Raw genomic sequence first — 16,647 nt, forward strand, 5'->3', positions numbered from 1 at the left:
ATGTGGTCGCTGAGCGCCTGGCGCCGTCGCCGTACCCTGGCCCGACACCCGCTCGACCCGCAGCGCTGGCAGCGGGTGCGCGAGCGCCTGCCGATGCTCGATGGCCTGAGCGACGAAGAAGACCAATGGCTGCGTGAAGCCTGCGTGTTGTTCCTCGATAGCAAGCACCTGACTGCCCTGCCCGGGGTCGAACTGGACGGCGAGCAGCGGCTGTTTCTTGCCGCCCAGGCGCAACTGCCGCTGCTGCACCTGGGCGAGCTGAACTGGTACCAGGGTTTTCACGAAATCATCCTCTACCCCGACGACTTCGTAAGCCCCCAGCGCCATCGCGACGCCAGCGGCATCGAACACGAATGGGACGGCGAGCACAGCGGCGAAGCCTGGCAGCAGGGCCCGGTGATCCTGGCCTGGCCTGGCGTGCTGGCCAGTGGCGGCTGGGAAGGCTACAACCTGGTGATCCACGAACTGGCGCACAAGCTCGACATGCTCAATGGCGATGCCAACGGCCTGCCGCCGCTGCACAGCGACCTGCGCGTCAGCGACTGGGCCCAGGTCATGCAAGCGGCCTTTGACGACCTCAACGCCCAGCTCGACCGCAACCCCGACGCCGAAACCGCCATCGACCCCTATGCCGCGGAAAACCCGGCAGAATTCTTCGCCGTCACCTGCGAATACTTCTTCAGCGCCCCGGACCTGCTCAACGACGCCTACCCCGCGGTGTACCAGCAATTGCGCGGCTTCTACCGCCAGGACCCGCTGGCCCGCCTGCAGCAGTTGCAGCGCCACCACCCGCATTACCAGGACGCGCAGGACTGAGCCTGCCGGACATCCGCCCGGGCGTGGCAAGCGCGCTGGAATGTGCCTATAATCGCGACCAATTTTTGGCCAAACATGGGGGCACTGCCCAATGAGCTACAGCAAGATTCCGGCTGGCAAAGACCTGCCGAACGACATCTACGTCGCCATCGAGATTCCAGCCAACCACGCGCCGATCAAATACGAGATCGACAAGGACAGCGACTGCCTGTTCGTTGACCGTTTCATGGCTACCCCGATGTTCTACCCGGCCAACTACGGCTACATCCCCAACACCCTGGCCGACGACGGTGACCCCCTCGACGTGCTGGTTGTTACCCCGTACCCGGTAGCGCCAGGCTCGGTCATCCGCGCCCGTCCGGTCGGCATCCTGAACATGACCGACGACGGCGGCGGCGACGCCAAAGTCATCGCCGTACCGCACGACAAACTGTCGCAACTGTACGTCGACGTCAAAGAATACACCGACCTGCCAGCCCTGCTGATCCAGCAGATCGAGCACTTCTTCGCGAACTACAAAGATCTCGAGAAAGGCAAGTGGGTCAAGATCGAAGGCTGGGATGGCGCTGACGCCGCCCGCGCTGCGATCACCAAGTCGGTTGCCGCTTACAAAGGCTAAGCAAGCGCTTGAGCAAAAAGCCCCGCACACGCGGGGCTTTTTGTTTCAGGGCAAGAACAACCCATCAAGGTAGGAGCGGCGGTGCGACGCCTCGACTTGTCCCGCGATAGCCGACTGTCAGCCACATCGCATCGCGGGGCAAGCCCGCTCCCACAGCAAAGACAGCTACCTTCTTAAGCCCTATTCATTCCCAAACCCACATCATCAACAATCGCCTTGGCGAGCCCGCTCAGATAAAAAGCGGCCCATATCATGTCGCCGTCTTCACGGCCAGCAGCTTGCTCAGCACATGCTCGACCAACGCCCTGGCCATCTCGGCCGAATGCAGCACATTCACCAGCATGCCCTGGCCGGGTTCGTTGGCATGGGCTCGGCAGAATTCGTCGGTGGTTTCATGGATACCGCGCAGCAGTTCGCTGGCATAGGCCAGGGAATCAGAAGGAATCAGGTCGCTGTGGATGGAGAAGTAGGGGGTGGTGATGTTGTTGCGAGATATATCGGAATACGGTGGGTCGGGGACGATCTTCTTCATGACGTACCTCCTATATCTATCAGGAGCTACCTCCGCATCCCTCTCACAGGATTAGGGTGGCAGCCGTACGCGGGGTGAGAGACCGGTAGACATAGGAAACCCGGCCAGACCGAGGTCTGCCCGCGCACAGCTGCCATAACTAGCTGCTTCTACTATCTACTCGAGCTCTCACACCCGGTCGCCAACGTAGCGACCCGAGGAAACTAACCCTGTAGCACCTTTATCACAACAGTGAAAAGGCAGCAGCGTGCGTAGGATAGTTCCGAACGTCATTCAAGTGGATTTTTTTGCCGAGAAACCTCCTACGCGAGCCTAAGCAACCACCTGTAATCCAGCCATTTTTCAGCCTTGAAAATGAACTTCGCGTTTATAGCCCCTGCTGTACGAGCCCACTACACTCGGGCCTCATGAATACATCCGGTGATCGTCTCAAAGCGCTCCTGAGCGAGTGCAACCTGTCCCCTTCCGACTTTGCCGCGCAGCGCAAGGTCACGCCGCAGCACGTCAACAACTGGTTCAAGCGCGGCGTGCCCCTCGCCCGGCTGGATGAAATCGCCGAACTGCTGTGCGTGCGCAGCCGCTGGCTGCGCAATGGCGAAGGCCCCAAGCACCCCAACCCCTTGCCGCGCCTCAACAGCCAGGCCGCCCGCCCCGGCGTCGAAGGCCCCGATGCCAGCGCGCTGGCGGCACACAGCTACAACGACATCCAGGTGCCGTTCTACAGCATCCAGACCCGCCAGCTAAAACCGGTCGAAGACCGTTACCTGCGCCTGCCGCTGCGTGCCCTCGACGCCGTCGGCGTCGACCCGGGCGATGCCCTGTGCCTGAGCATGCCCGGGCACAACATGAGCCCGCTGCTGCCACGCGGCACCACCCTGGCCGTCGACCGCAGCCTGACCCGGGTGGTCGAAGGCGAAATCTATGCCTTGCTGCACAACGGCCGCCTGCGCATAAACAGCCTCAGCCGCCGCGCCAACGGCGCCTTGCGCCTGCACAGCCAGGACAGCGACGAATATCCCACCGAAACCTACAGCCCGGCGCAACTGAAGACCCAGCATCTGGAAGTCCTGGGCTGGGTATTCTGGTGGGGCCACCTGCGCGACAGCCGCCCGGGCTGAGCACCGGCCAGTGATTTTTTGCTGGGCATCACCGGCCAATCCCAGTATGCTACGCCGCACATTTAGCCCGACGGCCCAGCCCGTCCGCGGCCCTGGCGCGGCACTCCACAGCTTGCCCGCCACCTCCCGGCCCCAGCGCCGGAGCAACGATTTTAAGGCGGTTGCGGCTTACCAAAAATTAGCCAAGCCCGTCCCCGGAAGCCGGCCACAAGCCGGCTTTTTAATGCCTGAAATCCAAGCAAAATAAGGGCCTTATACAAAACGCTATTCTTGACCCACACTTTGACCCACACTCAAACACTGGGTTGGTGCCAAAGCCCGATCGCTTCGCATTCGACGAACATGGTTGGTGTCGGCTATTCAACGTCGGAAGAAAAGCCCATCTGTATCATGCGTCGGGCTCAGGAGGCTGAGACTCTAGCCCCACCTCCCGCGCTACCGCCCTTATTTAAAGCAACACTCGAAAATGCCGCTTGTCAGCATCCGACGACTTGAGAATTCGGTACTCCATCCCACTGGCCACGGCAATTTGCTGGGCGAAGTCCTTTTTGGCCTGCACCACGGCATCTTCAATCTGGTTGTCGGCTTTCACCTCGACGATGACGTACTTTAGGCTGCCATCCGGCTCTTCACGCTGGAAGATGAAGTCAGGATAGTAGCTGCGCACGGTGCGTGAGTCCGGGTCGATGTACTGAATAAAGAAGTCGGACTGACCGTGTGTCAGCATTCCGGTGAAGTAGATCTTCCTCACCCGCTGTTCGCGCAGCAGGTCCCAAAAGAGCCAGTTCTCCGAGCCCGAATCGAAACAGTAGGTGTCGAGGTGGAAGCTCTTGGCGCGCTCCTCGTCCTTGATCTGCGCGTCGTTCATCCGGACGATCTTGTCCTTCGCTGCCGACACCTCGTAGTAGCCGGTAGCAGGCGCTTTGATCAGGTCGACCTCGTACTCGTCCTTCTTCTCATACTCGTCAAGATCAAACAGCAGACGGAAAAGGCGTGGGATGATCTCGTCGTAGAGCAGTTCGTTGAACTCGTTGGTGATGGCCACCAGTTCGTCGGTGCCTTCGCTGGTCGCGTCGAGTATCTCCTCGATCTCTAAGGGGCTTCGATTCAGATAGCGAGACACCTCGGCCACCAGCGAAAGCTGTGAGAAGGTACGTTTTTCCCGGCGTGAGGTCAGGTCGAAAGTTCGACTACCGGAGGCACGTGCCGCATCGGCAGCGGTCAATCCGTCTTGTTGCGTTTCGATCAGGCGGTACTTCTCGACCAGCGTATTCCAGCTTTCCTTGTCGGCGCGGTCGATGCCCAGCGTCTGACCAGGTACCAGTACCTTCTCGCGCATCTGATAAAGCTTGCGTACACGCACCAGCTTGAGTTTTACAGGGGGCTCGACCACCCGCACTTCCACGCGTTCTTTGTCCGTTCCGATTTTCTGCAGCTCGTTGGCACTGATGTGGAAGTTTTGCTGCAGCTCGTCGTTGAGCGTGTTGAGGTTGGACTCCGAGAGAAAAACGTGGCCGGTGTGTTGCGCTTGGCCAATGGCACGCAGACAGCGCATCGTAGCCTGTAGCACAAACACCTTTGACTTGGGTTCGCGGAACAGCCCCACGCCAAACAGAGAGCGACAGTTCCAGCCTTCGCGCCCCTTGTTGACCAGCAGGATGAACTGTTTCTCCGAGCCTTCAGTGTCCAGCCGGTTGAACTCGCGGATGTCGTCATTGGTTGTGATTTTGCTATCGCCCACGTTGACTAGGATGCGCGAGGTCGGGATGCCATGCCTGAGCAGCGCCCGCTCCACGGCTGGCTTCAGCTCGCCAGTCAACTCCTCTACAGTGGAAGCGAAGAATGCCAGCTTCGGGGAAAGTCCTTCGGGTCGCAACCCGTCCGTTTCCTTTAGAAAGTTCTCGATGGCGATGTCGACAAACTCGTCGGTGCGCGTATTTGCGTAGCCGTGCAGTGTCACCTTCTTGAGGAAGCTCTTATCGATGGCTTCCTTTAGGCCGTAGGCGTAGACCACCTCGGGCAACACTTCGCGCCCCACATACGGCGTGCCTGTGTAGTTATAACAGGCCACCACTCGTGTGCCCGCCGCGTTCAGACTGGCGGCGAGGATGTCGATGGTGGTGCGCAAACTGGTGTCGGTTTCTTTCGCACCCACGCCCATGTCCTTGGCTAAAGCCTTGCCAAAGGCGTGATGGGCCTCGTCCACAAAGATACCGAGCTGTTCCAAACGGCGTAGTTTCTCGAAGCGCTGGTTAGTGGTTAGTTCGCCTACTTCTTCCGGTTGATCGAAGCTGTAGAGATCTGCGGCATCCGCATAGACACCGGAAGCAGCGAAGGTTTCGCCGCTCGCGCCGAACAGCTTGGCGGCAGGCGTCTTCTCCTTATGCTGGCGCTTGAGGATGATCTTCTGCGTATTGGAGACGATGATGTTGAAACGCGAGCGATCCAACGTGTCCAGCGAGGTTCCCGCTTCTTCGAGGAAGTGAAAGCGCAGGTGCGTGGTCAGGAAGTGGACATACTCCGGCGGCACCACATGGGCTAGGTCAAAGGACTCGATTTCCTTCAACGATTGCAACACAGTCTTATCCGGCGCGAAAACCAAGGCGTTGTGGCAGTAGCGTGCGTCCTTCTCGAATTTGTTGCCGAGCAGGAACTCGTAGAAGATGCAGGTCGCCATCAGGATGGTTTTACCAGTACCCATCGTCAGCGCGAAGATGTAGTTCGGGTAGGTGCGCGAGTTCTTGCGCATTGCCGCGAACACGGCCTTGTACTGATCCTGCGTAATCTTGTCGAAGAGGCCCACTTGGCCCCCACCACCCGACACCACACCTCCTTCGGCGCGGTCGGCAAAACGGCCTTGCTTCTGGAACCATTGCTGGAAGATTTCTTCGACTTTGGCGTTGCCGAGGAACTCTTTCAGGAAGATGTAGGTTTCCAGCGCCTCGAACTGCGGCTGACGCAGGAAAGCTTTGGGGTTTCGCTCCGGGTTGTTAAAGTCGAGAAACTTGCGCGTCAGCTCCTTATAGTGCTGGCGGATCGCGCCCCGGTTGCCTTGGTAAAATTGCCAGAGGAACTGGAAGAAGGCGAAGTCGAGCGACGCGCTTGCCGCTTTGGCTACACGCTTAGTCGCCATGGCTCACGCTCCCTTCCCAGGATTCCGAAAGCAGGTCAGTGATCTTCACGCGAATGGTGCCAGCTTCCTCCGGCACTTTGTAAGCGCCTTTGACCAGAACGTTCTTGCCGGGGATGTCCACTACTGCGGGTTGCAACACTGCGCCATCGTAATTCCAGTCGATCAACACCGACTCGACCATCTCCTTCCAATCCTCGACATTTTCTTTCTGTCGCGAGAGCTTTTGCAGCAGGTTCATCGGGTAGAAGCGCTCGACCACTAATTCGCCGTTCTTGATGGAGACCTTAGCCTGCGACTCACGCTTGAATTCTAGATTGGCCTTGTCGCGCAGGATGTCCACCACTTCCACGTCGATCTTGAATGGTTTAGCGGCCAGCTCCAGTCTCGCGGCCAAGTCCGACTCATGGCCCATGCAGACGAGGGTGATCTTCTCGACTGGGCGATTCGGGGACTCGTTTTGTTTGCGCTCCCAAGCTTTGTAGTCAAAACCTGCGACCAACTCGTTCAGGTCTGCGCGCGTAGCGATGCGGTTGACCGGCATGATCTTCACCATGCGGCCGTCCTTTTCGCCGTCGAACACAGTACTGAACTCCAGCCTCTGTACTTCCAGTGCCTCGATCAACAGCTCCTTGGCCTGAACAGGATTGCGGAAAATGTCGTAGTGATTGACGTTATGTAGTTCAAAGCCGGTAAAGTGCTTGGCTTCATGAATCGGCATCTGACTCAAATTTCCGGAAACGCTAATCAGGCGCTTTGCCGTCGTCTGTATGGCACCCAGGTTAATGTCCGCGCCGATAAAGCGACGGCCAAGGCGCATCGCGGCCTCTAGAGTCGTGCCCGAGCCCATGAAGCAATCAAACACGAGCGAGCCGGCATCTGAGGACGCTTTGATGATGCGGTCCATTAGATCAATGGGTTTTTGGGTGGGGTAGTCGAGTCGGTCACTCGCCTGCGAGTTGACCGGGAAGATGTCCGTCCACACCGAATCCAGCGGACGACCATCCGACTCATCCAAGTAGCGAATCAGTTGTGGTCGCTTGGTTTTGACATTCGGATACCAAATTCGGCCTTGTGCATCTAGTTCAGCCATCTTCTCTTGGCTGTATCTCCAACCATTTGCTGGCGGTGGAAACCCCTTCCACTCATACGTCATGTTGGGCCGCGGATTCGGGCTGGTGATGTTATCCAACCGGTACTTGCGCCCTTCCTTATCGACGCTGCTGTACTTGCTTTTAAGGTACGCCTCACTGTGCTCGGTGAACTGCTTGTGCCAAGTGAATGATTCGGTCTTGGTGTAAAAGAAAATCGTATCGTGAACATGGTTGTAGGTGCTGGAGTCAGCTCGTGCACTTGTTCGCTTCCAGATTATCTCGTTCCGGAAATTCCCCACGCCAAACACCTCATCCATCAGGCACTTGATGTAGTGCCCACGGTTAGCGTCGCAATGGACATAGATTGAGCCGCTGTCCGTCAACAGTTCGCGCAGCAGCACCAGCCGCTCATACAGAAACTGTAGGTATTCGTCGTTGTTCCAAATATCGCCGTACTGTTTTTCCTCGAACGAACTTTGGTCACCCTCTGCCGAGCCGCCCTTGAGGCTGATACGCTTCTTGTAATCCGCCTTCGAATCAAATGGCGGATCGATGTAGATCAGATCAACCTTGCCTCGGAATTCCTTCAGCAGGTGACTCATCACTTGCAGGTTATCGCCCCAGAAGATCTTGTTGCGCCAGCCACCCACTTCTTCGCCGTGGACTTCCTTCAACTGCGCCGGGTAATACTGGGTGGAGGTGAACGGGCGCTTACCGCGCCAGTTGAGCATCGGGTAACCCTTTATCGGCCCAAACTCATATTTATCGACGTTGGTAGTGCCTCCGTCGGGTGTGGTCAGTTGCAGGCTGGCCTGCGAAAGAGGGTTATCACTCATTTGTCGTTGTTCCTAAATTTCCAATTCTTGTTATCGCAGTAGGCACGGATGTCGCAGCTCTGACACAGCTTGGTCGGGCGTGCTGCGATCTGGTAATCCTGCCGTTCGATGCGTGCGACGATGTCGTCGAAGCGTGCGATGGTTTTTCCGATGGAGCGGTCGTCCTTGGTAAACGACACATAGGGGTTGCCGCCGTCTTCGCCGGTGTAATAAAGATGCATCCGACTAACCTTCTGGCCGGTGCGTTCTTCTACCAAGTGAGCGTAAACCTCCAGCTGGTGCTGGTACTGGCGCAGGCGATCCCGATCTTTCTCCATGTCGGGCTTTTTCTCCGACTTGAAGTCTACGATCTCTACTGTGTCGTTCTCGCCCCGAATTAGGTCGACGCTGCCCTTTAAGATGTAATGCTCCTTGATGAGCGAGATTTCTACTTCCGCTTCCTTGATGCGATCCCAGTGTTTGTTCTCGCGCTCGTAGTAACGCAGTACGTGCAGCAGCGCTGCTTGTTGCGAGGAGGGCGCAAGGTAGACTCGCTCCTTTCTCGATAGCATGGCGTAGTTCGTCGAAAACCAGCCTTCGATGCAATCAAAGGTTATGGTGGATTCTTCGCCTCGTAGCACAGTCTTGTGAATATCCTCGATGGTTTGGTGCACAAGCGTACCGAACAGCATCGGGCTTTCGCGGATCGGTGTGAACTCCAAATCCTTGAAGAAGCGATACTGTTCCGCGCAGTTCTCGAAAACGGTGATGTGCGACGTAAAGGAGTATTCGCGCTTGAGGTTGATCTGCTTCACAGCCTCGAAGGTGAGCGCAGCGAGATTCACATCTCGCCAACTGGGCAGCTCATAGAACAACCGTTCAAAGTATTTTGACGGCGACTTGCCGTGTCCTTGCTTCTCCTGCGCGGCCAGCACCAGCAGGTTCTGCGCGCGCGAGAAGGCGGTGTAAAACAGTCGCCGAAAGTCGAAATTCTTTATGTGGTCGAGCGGCTCGAAGCGCTCTTTGGAAAGGTAACCGCCATCTTCCAGCAATACGTCGAGCGCGCTGTATTGCTTGCGAGGCACCGCTTCCAGCGAACCGCATACCACCACCGGAAACTCCAACCCTTTTGACTGGTGAGTGGTGAGGAAGGAGACGCACCCCTTGGGCGCGTACTCAGCCTCATCCTCGTATTCGCCGATGCCGCCGTCATGCAAAAAGCGCAGGAACTGGTTGAACAGATCACGCAGATTCTTTTCCAACCACTCGGGGTTGAGCACGCTGACAAAGTGCAGGTACTCGAACTTGGTAAGCAGCTTGGAGAAGGTGCCTAAATTGCGCGCCGCGCGCCCCTTATCCACGCCTTGTAAGGCCTCATCGGTGAGGAATCGCGAGAACAGCGGGAATTGCAGCAGTTGATAGAACAAGCTGGAAAAAGCGTAGTCGGTGTTCTTCGTTAGCAGAGCGTGGCGCTTTGCCAGAGGGCGCGCCCAGTCAAGCAGCGCCTTGTTCTCAGATTTGCGAAGCTCGTCAATGAAGGGTTTGAAACAAAGCTGATCGTAGTAGTCCCAAATGGGCAGCGTGACACCCTCAGCCCACGCTCTTACCTTGGGAAACTGCGGGAATAGGAAGATCAGCGCGCCAATCATCAAACGGATTTCCTCGCGCCCAAAGAACATGTTCGAGCGAGGCGAGAACACCGGCACGCCTTGGGTTTCAAGGAAGCGCGCCAGCGCGACTACCTTGTCATTCTTAACAGAGCGAAACAGAAAGGCTACCTGATTCCAGTCCGCAAGTTGGCCCGAGTCCTTGAGACCGTAGAGAAAGGCCAACACCTCGGCATGCCAGTTGGTAGTTTCGCCGCTGTCATCCTTGGCAGCCAGCCGCACTGCCGTGGGCAGGTCGGGGAAGTCGTCCTCGCGGGGGACGATCTGCTTGGCAAAGCGAAAGACATGGGTGCCGTCGCCCCAAATCTGCTCCTTCATCCACTCGTTATAGAAACGGATGATGTCCGGGTGAGAGCGGTAGTTGACGGTGAGCTTGACCTGCTTGCACTGGCCGCTGTCGAACAGCTTCGGGAACTCCAAAATGTTACGGATGGTGGCCCCGCGAAAGCGGTACAAGCCCTGGTCGTCGTCTCCCACTACACACAGATTGCGGCGCTCGCCCGCCAGCAACAGAAGAATGCGTTCCTGAATAGTGTTGGTGTCTTGGTACTCGTCCACCATCAGGTGAGTGAGCTTCTCGCGCAGTTGCGCCAGCACTTCAGGGCGTTTTTCCAGCAATTGCAGCGCCTCGTACTGGATGCCGGAGAAATCCAGCGAGTTGTGCTCGCTGAGAAGTTCCTGGTACTTGGCAAAGCAGGTAGCCAGCGCGCGGATTTCTACTTCCGGTGCCGCCGCGAGAGTCGCCGTACTGAGCGCCTCCTCACTGACTTTATTGAGCCACTTGAGCAAATTCTCCGACTGAGCCCAGCGCCCCGTCTTGTCATCACCTATCACGAGTTGGGCATCGGGCAGTTCACGGAAGCCCTTGATGTGCTGGTAGAGGAAGTACTGCTGGTCGAACTGGTCGAATAGCGTGAAGCTGCGCTTAAGCCGGGTGAATTCGCGGTAATCCTCCAGCAACCGCAGGCAGATGGCGTGAAAGGTTCCGAGGTACATTTCGTTGAGGTTGAACTGGATGTCCAGCTCGGCCAGCCGGTTGGAGATGCGAGTGGTCAGCTCTCGCGCGGCCTTGTCAGTGAAGGTGACGACCAGCAGCGATTCGGGTGCGATGCCTTTGTGGGTGATGAGGTAGACGATGCGCTCAACCAGCGTGAAGGTCTTGCCAGATCCGGGCCCGGCGATGATGAGCACTGGGCCATCGGTGGTCAGGATGGCTTCAAGTTGCTGGGGGTTGGCCTTTGACTCGAGGACGGAGGCACTGGCGCTGGAGGTCATTCAGTGCCCTCGTCGTCTACCATCGCCTTGCCAATGCGACTGGCAATCCAGTTATCTAGATCGCTGCGCCGAAAGCGCCAAGTGCCGCCGAGCTTGAACGCCGGGAGCTTGCCACTGGCGGCCAGGCGGTAGACCGTGCGCTTGCCTGCCTTCAAAAAGGCAGAAACCTCATCAATCGTGAGGATCTCGTCTGGCTGGTCGCTCATCGGCTTTCCCATTTCATTTGCGGAGTGCTTAGTTTACTGCCATATCTTGTCATTTTATTTCTTGATTGTGCAGACTTGAGCAAACTTGGCATCGGAAAGGTGCCTGACCGAGAGGGAACAACGGTGACATCGAACTACGAGGCAATTTGCGAGGAAAACCGGGAGAGCTACGGTACCAAGGGAGCTCAAAAGTCGGGGAAGTTGGCCGCGGGCCTGTACGACGACCGCACGCACTTTATCTTCGAACTGCTGCAAAATGCCGAGGATGCCCTCGGCAGGCGCGGCGAGTGGTGCGGATCACGCAAGGTTGCGTTCTCCCTGAACCCGGATCGCCTGACGCTCTCGCACTTCGGCAAGCCGTTCGACGAGGCTGATGTCCGAAGCGTCTGCGACATTGCCGAGAGCACTAAAAACGAGTCCTCGATTGGCCGATTTGGCCTTGGCTTCAAGTCGGTTTACACCGTCACCGATCTGCCGGAGATTCACTCTGGTGATGAGGACTTCGCCATCGAGAACTACGTCTTTCCCAAGCGAATGACACGTTTGGCGCGCGCGGCGGACGAGACGCAGATCATCTTGCCCCTGAAACCAGAGGACACTAGCGCAGCCCAGGACATCACGGCAGGGTTTCGCCACTTAGGACCAGGCGCGCTGCTCTTCCTGCGTCACATCGACGAAATCAACTGGAGCGTCGAAGGCGGCGCCTCCGGGTTCTACTTGCGTAACAGCCCGGAAACGCTTGGGGCCAATGTTCAGCGCATCACAGTGATCGGTAACGAGGATGATCGCCCCGAAGTCGATCAGAACTGGCTGGTGTTCCATCGCGACGTGTTTTCTGCTGAACAGCAAAAGATCGGACGAGTAGAAATCGCCTTCTCGCTGACCACAGTGAAGGACGCTCCCGGCCGCTGGGCAGTGCAGCCACTGGCCAAATCACCATTGGTTGTGTTCTTCCCGACCGTGGTTGAAAGCCACCTTGGCTTCCTCGTGCAGGGGCCGTACCGCACCACGCCCAGCCGCGACAACATTCCGCCTGGCGAGCCGTGGAACCAACATCTGGTCAAGGAAACGTCCAGCTTGCTGGTGGAGGCGATGCGCTGGATGCGGGACAAGGCGATGCTGGATGTATCGGCGCTTCGGTGTCTTCCACTTGACCGCGAGAAGTTCCCACAAGACTCGCGGTTCGCGCCGATGTTCGATGCCGTCCAGCAGGCATTTCAGAAGGAAGCGCTGCTTCCGACCTTCGACGGCGGGCATATTAGCGCCGATCAGGCCAAGCTGGCGCGTACACAAGAGTTGCGCGAGCTGTTCAGCCCAGAGCAGGTTGCGGCACTGTTCGACTCGGAGGTCGCAGCTTGGTTGTCTGGCGACATCACTCAGGACAAGGCACCCGAGATTCGCCAGTACCTGATGCGCGAACTCGACATCGACGAGATCACACCAACAAAGTTGGTGCCAAGCCTGAGCCAGTCATTCCTTGAGACTCAACCTGATGAGTGGGTATTGCGGCTGTACGAATTCCTGAACGGCCAGGGGAAGGCTCTGAGTCGCCACCTCGACAGCGTTCCGCTCATCCGCCTTGATGATGGCAGCCACGTTGTCGCCCACGAGAACGGGAAAGCCAAAGCATTCTTGCCAAGCGCCATTGCCACCAGCTTCCCGACGATGCGCCCCGCGGTGTGCGCGACACCCGAGGCGCGCCTGTTCCTGAGTTCGCTAGGGATCACCGAACCCAACCCGGTTGATGACGTGATCTGGAACCTCCTGCCGAAGTACCAGCAGGAAGAAGTGAATGTGGACGACGATGTCTACGCTGCTGACATCGAACGCATCCGTACTGCCTTCAACACCGATTCGGCCAGTCAGAAGGAGAAGCTCCGCTCAGTCCTGCGCGATACCAACTTTGTAATGGTGGTCAACACTGGTGATGGTAAAACCTACGTCGCCAAGCCCGGAGACATCTATATCGCAACCGACCGCCTGCAGCAGCTCTTCTCCGGGGTGCAGGACATTCTGATCGTCGACAACGAATACGACTGCTTGCGCGGTGAAGACATCCGCGACCTGCTGGTGTCGTGTGGCGCAAGCCGCTATCTCATTCCTCAAGCAACACCGTCGGGGCTGGCGCATTCCGAAAAGGTGCAGATTCGCCGTGAAGCAGGCCTTGAGCGCGCGAAATGGGAAAGCCAACCAGAAGACTTCACTCTTCGGGGGCTGACGCAGCTGCTGGAGTTCTTACCCATGCTGAAACCCCAGGAGGCAGCAGCCAAAGTGAAGGTGCTGTGGGAGGCGTTAGCTGACCTTGAGGCGCGCGGCACTGCCGCGTTCTACGGTTCCTACAAATGGAGCTATTACCACGAGACAAAGACCGCCCGATTCGACGCAGCCTTCATTCGGACGCTAAATCAGGCCGCCTGGGTGCCGAACGCCGACGGCGAGCTCGTAACTCCGGCGCTCGTAGTATTCGAAACCCTTGGCTGGAAACCCAATTCTTTCCTGCTGACCAAGATTGCATTCAAGCCGCCGATCATCGATCAGTTAGCCAGAGAGGCAGGCATTGATCCGGCAATTCTCGATTTACTACGAAGAGACCCCTCTATCGTTGCTGAGCTGGTATCTCGCTTAAGCGCCAGTTCAACACCGGAACCCGAATCATCCACCGACCTCGAGCCTGAGGCCGACGAGCCATCCAACGGTGACGTTTACGACGATGCGAAAGACCTGTATGGCGACGACATGCCAGATATCCCGCCTGGAACACCTGATCCCGATGGTGGCGACGGCCAGGGCAATGGCGGGAGACGCGGCGGATCAGACCATACTAGTACTGGCACACCAAGCGGCAATGGCGGCGTTCAAGGTGGCTCAGGTGAGAACGGCGGATATGGCGGTAGAGGAGGTGGAACTGGCGGTGGTAAAAGAACGCCCGGACAGACCGGGGCGCGCCCCTTCATTTCGTACGTCGGCGCGCATCCATATGATGACGGCGCAGACCCCGATGGCCTCGATCAAGCAACGCGGATGCAGATCGAGGGGCACGGCATCGGCCTAATCATTGGCTTTGAGCCGACGTTGCGTCGCACGCCTGACGGCAATCCCGGCTTTGACCTTTACGAGGCTGACAGCAGTGGCAGGTACATTCGGTGGGTAGAAGTGAAGTCAATGACGGGCAGTCTGGAAAACCGTCCCGTGGGACTATCACGCACACAGTTCGAATGCGCCCGGGAAAAGGGTGATGCGTATTGGCTTTACGTGGTCGAACATGCGTCGAACCCGGAAAGAGCTCGCGTACTGAGAATTCAGAATCCCATCTCTCACGCTAAGACGTTCACGTTCGACCGGGGTTGGAGCGAAATCGCTCAAACGGGACTTCCAACTTGAACGATTGAAGAGCAAACCATTCGGACAGCATCTCCGAGAGATGCTTCCGAAAATGTGCAGAACCGTATGAAACCTTCGCCCTCGCCATCAACCTTGCGCTTGGAGTTGCAATGCCCGTCCCTACATACGACCAGTTCATTGAGCCACTACTGCGCTACCTGGCAGCTACACCCGAAGGCGCGACAGCACGTGACACCCATGAAGCTGCTGCCGGGGCTCTAAACCTGTCGGAAACACAACGGCAAGAGCTGATTGCAAGCGGACAGGCAACATACAAGAACCGTGCAGGATGGGCCCACGACCGCCTCAAACGCGCAGGCCTATCCACCAGCGCTAAACGAGGCTATTGGAAGCTAACTGATGCAGGCGTCACCTACGCCGCGCAGCATCCCCATCCCCTTACTAAAAACCAGATAGAACAGCTCGCTATCGGATTTATGGATGTAAAGCTCAGGGGTGTCTCTGACGCTATTCCGCTCGACGGACAAGAGCAGGTTGCTCACATAGCAAGCTCAGCCACTGTCAGCCCAGATGATCGGCTGGAGCAGGCATTGCGCGAGCTACGCGAGGCGACTGCAGCGAACCTACTAGACAGCCTTTTGCAAGTCAGCCCTAATCGCTTCGAAGTCATAGTGCTGGATGTATTGCACAGCCTGGGCTACGGCGCTAGCCGCAATGACTTGCAGCGCGTAGGCGGTAGCGGAGATGGCGGAATCGATGGAGTGATCTCGCTCGACAAGCTCGGACTGGAAAAGGTCTACGTCCAAGCCAAACGTTGGCAAGGTACGGTTGGCCGCCCCGAGCTGCAAGCCTTCTACGGCGCACTAGCCGGGCAAAAGGCGAAGCGCGGAGTATTTATTACCACCTCTGGATACACTGTCCAAGGCATCGACTTTGCTCGTTCAGTGGAGGGTATGGTGCTGGTAGATGGCAGTCGGCTTGTTAACCTGATGATGGATCATGAAGTTGGAGTTACGTCGCAACTACTCAAGTTGCCGAAACTGGATAGCGACTACTTCGATGAGGAGTGAGGCTAACAAATTGGCTCTAGCTTCGTATGCTCCACCAGCGGCAACTATGATGCGTCAGATGCCCAACGGCTCAGCCACGACCAGACGCTTACCGCGTACAGGCCTTGCCACCCGGCGCAATTCAAGCCAAAAATGAGTAGTCGCGAGACTACCAATAACCCATCAAACAAGGATTTAAGGTCAGTATGGATTACGCATCATGGTCGGAGAAAATGATCACCGAGCTGGTCAGCAAGGGCTTGGAAGAGGAATCGGTTTGCAAATCTTTCGAGGACGGCGGCATTGAGATCCGTGCCGCATACGAAAATCAAGAGCTGAACTTTGCAGGTGCAGTCTTCGTAAAGAAACTTGAGAAATATGATCTCGACCTGGAGCTGGCCTGGCAACGCGGCCAAGGACGATTGGATAGCGATCTTGCAGCTTCCTACCAAATTCCTAAGGAGGAGGCGAGGCAGCGTTTTATCCGGGGCTCGATGAAAAAAACGAAAATCCTGGGCTGGTTTCGCGGTGAAGAAGTAGACCTCAGCGCCTCCTTGAATTTCTGACTGCTCTGATGTGGCGGTGCGCTCTTAGGATCGCACTGCACCTCCTATCCAGTACAGCGATGAGCTGATGGCCCTGATCCAAGCGAGGGGTGTTCCGACACTCGCCCTAGAACCCAACGGCCAGTTTGAAATCAAGCATCTAGGCCATTACCTTGGAAAGTCAGAGCTCTTCAAGAAAACCATCGAACAGCAACTGGCCAAGTAGTACAGCATCTGCCGAAGGCCAAGCCCCCCGCATGGCTTTCGTCGTATATGAAAAGACAACACTCTTGACTTACGCTACGTCCACATGAAGTTATATCTTGCGTCAAAGTTGACCGCTCTCTTCGGGGAGAATATGAGTTCATAGCCTGATGTGCGGATGCTCTCGCATAAGTCAACAGACTCTTGGCAAACCTAGCTACGCAAGCTTGAATGC

The 16,647-nt window shown here is 57.2% G+C and carries 13 protein-coding genes; 7 read left to right on the forward strand and 6 right to left on the reverse strand.

Annotated features, from left to right (window positions below):
- Together LOY37_RS23985 and ppa are read left to right on the forward strand one after the other, a co-directional pair.
- Entirely contained in the window at positions 1 to 816 is an 816-nt protein-coding gene (locus tag LOY37_RS23985; protein ID WP_123565101.1) for a zinc-dependent peptidase, read from the forward strand.
- Between the two features lie 91 nt (positions 817 to 907).
- Positions 908 to 1,435 (forward strand): inorganic diphosphatase, encoded by a 528-nt coding sequence (gene ppa / locus LOY37_RS23990; protein ID WP_007933577.1) that lies wholly within the window; start codon positions 908 to 910, stop codon positions 1,433 to 1,435.
- Positions 1,436 to 1,608: 173 nt separating this feature from the next.
- On the opposite strand, the gene LOY37_RS27680 is transcribed toward ppa, so the two are convergent.
- Both LOY37_RS27680 and LOY37_RS23995 read right to left on the reverse strand, forming a co-directional pair.
- A complete protein-coding gene (locus LOY37_RS27680) occupies positions 1,609 to 1,689 on the reverse strand; it encodes a DUF3077 domain-containing protein (RefSeq protein ID WP_408980734.1) in 81 nt (26 codons plus the stop codon).
- The gene (locus tag LOY37_RS23995) at positions 1,686 to 1,967 is read right to left on the reverse strand and encodes a hypothetical protein (protein WP_258715868.1); all 282 of its coding nucleotides are present in this window, start codon (positions 1,965 to 1,967) and stop codon (positions 1,686 to 1,688) included. The genes LOY37_RS27680 and LOY37_RS23995 overlap by 4 nt, the downstream gene beginning before the upstream one ends.
- Positions 1,968 to 2,374: 407 nt before the next feature.
- Here LOY37_RS23995 and LOY37_RS24000 point away from each other — a divergent pair, with 407 nt between their 5' ends.
- Positions 2,375 to 3,085 (forward strand): XRE family transcriptional regulator, encoded by a 711-nt coding sequence (locus LOY37_RS24000; protein ID WP_258715869.1) that lies wholly within the window; start codon positions 2,375 to 2,377, stop codon positions 3,083 to 3,085.
- Between the two features lie 448 nt (positions 3,086 to 3,533).
- Here the strand turns inward: LOY37_RS24000 and LOY37_RS24005 are convergent, their stop codons facing one another.
- Genes LOY37_RS24005 through LOY37_RS24020 form a run of 4 tightly spaced genes read right to left on the reverse strand, consistent with a single transcriptional unit; the run spans position 3,534 to position 11,272 of the window.
- On the reverse strand, positions 3,534 to 6,218 hold the full coding sequence (locus LOY37_RS24005; protein WP_258715870.1) for a TnsA endonuclease N-terminal domain-containing protein: 2,685 nt from the start codon (positions 6,216 to 6,218) through the stop codon (positions 3,534 to 3,536).
- Positions 6,208 to 8,145, reverse strand: coding sequence for a site-specific DNA-methyltransferase (locus LOY37_RS24010; RefSeq protein WP_258715871.1), 1,938 nt, complete (start codon positions 8,143 to 8,145; stop codon positions 6,208 to 6,210). Before LOY37_RS24010 ends, LOY37_RS24005 begins: the two co-directional genes overlap by 11 nt.
- Complete coding sequence (locus LOY37_RS24015) at positions 8,142 to 11,066, reverse strand: ATP-dependent DNA helicase (RefSeq protein ID WP_258715872.1); 2,925 nt, start codon at positions 11,064 to 11,066, stop codon at positions 8,142 to 8,144. The genes LOY37_RS24010 and LOY37_RS24015 overlap by 4 nt, the downstream gene beginning before the upstream one ends.
- The gene (locus LOY37_RS24020; protein ID WP_258715873.1) at positions 11,063 to 11,272 is read right to left on the reverse strand and encodes an AlpA family transcriptional regulator; all 210 of its coding nucleotides are present in this window, start codon (positions 11,270 to 11,272) and stop codon (positions 11,063 to 11,065) included. The genes LOY37_RS24015 and LOY37_RS24020 overlap by 4 nt, the downstream gene beginning before the upstream one ends.
- A gap of 75 nt (positions 11,273 to 11,347) precedes the next feature.
- Between LOY37_RS24020 and LOY37_RS24025 the strand changes: the two genes are divergently transcribed.
- The 4 genes from LOY37_RS24025 (at position 11,348) to LOY37_RS24040 (ending at position 16,434) form a co-directional block, all read left to right on the forward strand.
- Positions 11,348 to 14,653: a DUF3883 domain-containing protein gene (locus LOY37_RS24025; RefSeq protein WP_258715874.1), complete on the forward strand. Its 3,306-nt coding sequence runs from the start codon at positions 11,348 to 11,350 to the stop codon at positions 14,651 to 14,653.
- A 110-nt stretch (positions 14,654 to 14,763) separates the two neighbouring features.
- Positions 14,764 to 15,684, forward strand: coding sequence for a restriction endonuclease (locus LOY37_RS24030; protein ID WP_258715875.1), 921 nt, complete (start codon positions 14,764 to 14,766; stop codon positions 15,682 to 15,684).
- Positions 15,685 to 15,869: 185 nt separating this feature from the next.
- A complete protein-coding gene (locus LOY37_RS24035) occupies positions 15,870 to 16,229 on the forward strand; it encodes a hypothetical protein (RefSeq protein ID WP_258715876.1) in 360 nt (119 codons plus the stop codon).
- A 67-nt stretch (positions 16,230 to 16,296) separates the two neighbouring features.
- On the forward strand, positions 16,297 to 16,434 hold the full coding sequence (locus LOY37_RS24040) for a hypothetical protein (protein ID WP_258715877.1): 138 nt from the start codon (positions 16,297 to 16,299) through the stop codon (positions 16,432 to 16,434).
- The last annotated feature ends 213 nt before the right edge of the window (positions 16,435 to 16,647 follow it).

The organism is Pseudomonas sp. B21-012, from assembly GCF_024749305.1.
Lineage (GTDB): Bacteria > Pseudomonadota > Gammaproteobacteria > Pseudomonadales > Pseudomonadaceae > Aquipseudomonas.

Excerpts from the sequence above, each read along its gene's own strand:
- LOY37_RS24020 (WP_258715873.1), bottom strand. The coding sequence starts at position 11,272 with ATGAGCGACCAGCCAGACGAGATCCTCACGATTGATGAGGTTTCTGCC.
- LOY37_RS24005 (WP_258715870.1), bottom strand. The coding sequence starts at position 6,218 with ATGGCGACTAAGCGTGTAGCCAAAGCGGCAAGCGCGTCGCTCGACTTC.
- LOY37_RS24000 (WP_258715869.1), top strand. The coding sequence starts at position 2,375 with ATGAATACATCCGGTGATCGTCTCAAAGCGCTCCTGAGCGAGTGCAAC.
- LOY37_RS24035 (WP_258715876.1), top strand. The coding sequence starts at position 15,870 with ATGGATTACGCATCATGGTCGGAGAAAATGATCACCGAGCTGGTCAGC.
- LOY37_RS24010 (WP_258715871.1), bottom strand. The coding sequence starts at position 8,145 with ATGAGTGATAACCCTCTTTCGCAGGCCAGCCTGCAACTGACCACACCC.
- LOY37_RS27680 (WP_408980734.1), bottom strand. The coding sequence starts at position 1,689 with ATGATATGGGCCGCTTTTTATCTGAGCGGGCTCGCCAAGGCGATTGTT.
- LOY37_RS24015 (WP_258715872.1), bottom strand. The coding sequence starts at position 11,066 with ATGACCTCCAGCGCCAGTGCCTCCGTCCTCGAGTCAAAGGCCAACCCC.
- ppa (WP_007933577.1), top strand. The coding sequence starts at position 908 with ATGAGCTACAGCAAGATTCCGGCTGGCAAAGACCTGCCGAACGACATC.
- LOY37_RS23995 (WP_258715868.1), bottom strand. The coding sequence starts at position 1,967 with ATGAAGAAGATCGTCCCCGACCCACCGTATTCCGATATATCTCGCAAC.
- LOY37_RS24030 (WP_258715875.1), top strand. The coding sequence starts at position 14,764 with ATGCCCGTCCCTACATACGACCAGTTCATTGAGCCACTACTGCGCTAC.
- LOY37_RS23985 (WP_123565101.1), top strand. The coding sequence starts at position 1 with ATGTGGTCGCTGAGCGCCTGGCGCCGTCGCCGTACCCTGGCCCGACAC.
- LOY37_RS24040 (WP_258715877.1), top strand. The coding sequence starts at position 16,297 with ATGGCCCTGATCCAAGCGAGGGGTGTTCCGACACTCGCCCTAGAACCC.